The 292-nt window shown below is 71.2% G+C and carries 1 protein-coding gene; it reads right to left on the reverse strand.

Annotated elements, in window-relative coordinates; all coding sequences use genetic code 11:
• A partial coding sequence (locus tag JHE00_RS34690; RefSeq protein ID WP_200326436.1) for a type VII secretion protein EccB occupies positions 1-292 on the reverse strand: 292 nt, incomplete at both ends.

Consider the following 292-nt stretch of genomic DNA (forward strand, 5'->3'; position numbering starts at 1 on the left):
AGCGGCCCGCGCGGGACGTCCATGAGCGACTCGCGCGACCCCGAGTGCGTCTCGGCGTTCGCACCGAGCGCCAGCAGCGCCGACGCGTAGTTGAGCACGGGGTGCAGCCGCTCGTTGAGATACACGTAGCGGGTGCCGGTCTCCTTCACCACGAGCACCGAGTCGCCGTCGCGCCAGGCCTGGTCCCCGCCGGGCACGATGAAGCCGTAGACCCCGACGGCGACGAGCGCGAGCACCGTGATGACGAGGCTGCCGAACGCCGCACCCGAAGGCCGTTTGAACGGCGGCTGCT

It is taken from the genome of Prauserella cavernicola (assembly GCF_016595675.1).
Taxonomy (GTDB): domain Bacteria; phylum Actinomycetota; class Actinomycetes; order Mycobacteriales; family Pseudonocardiaceae; genus Prauserella_A; species Prauserella_A cavernicola.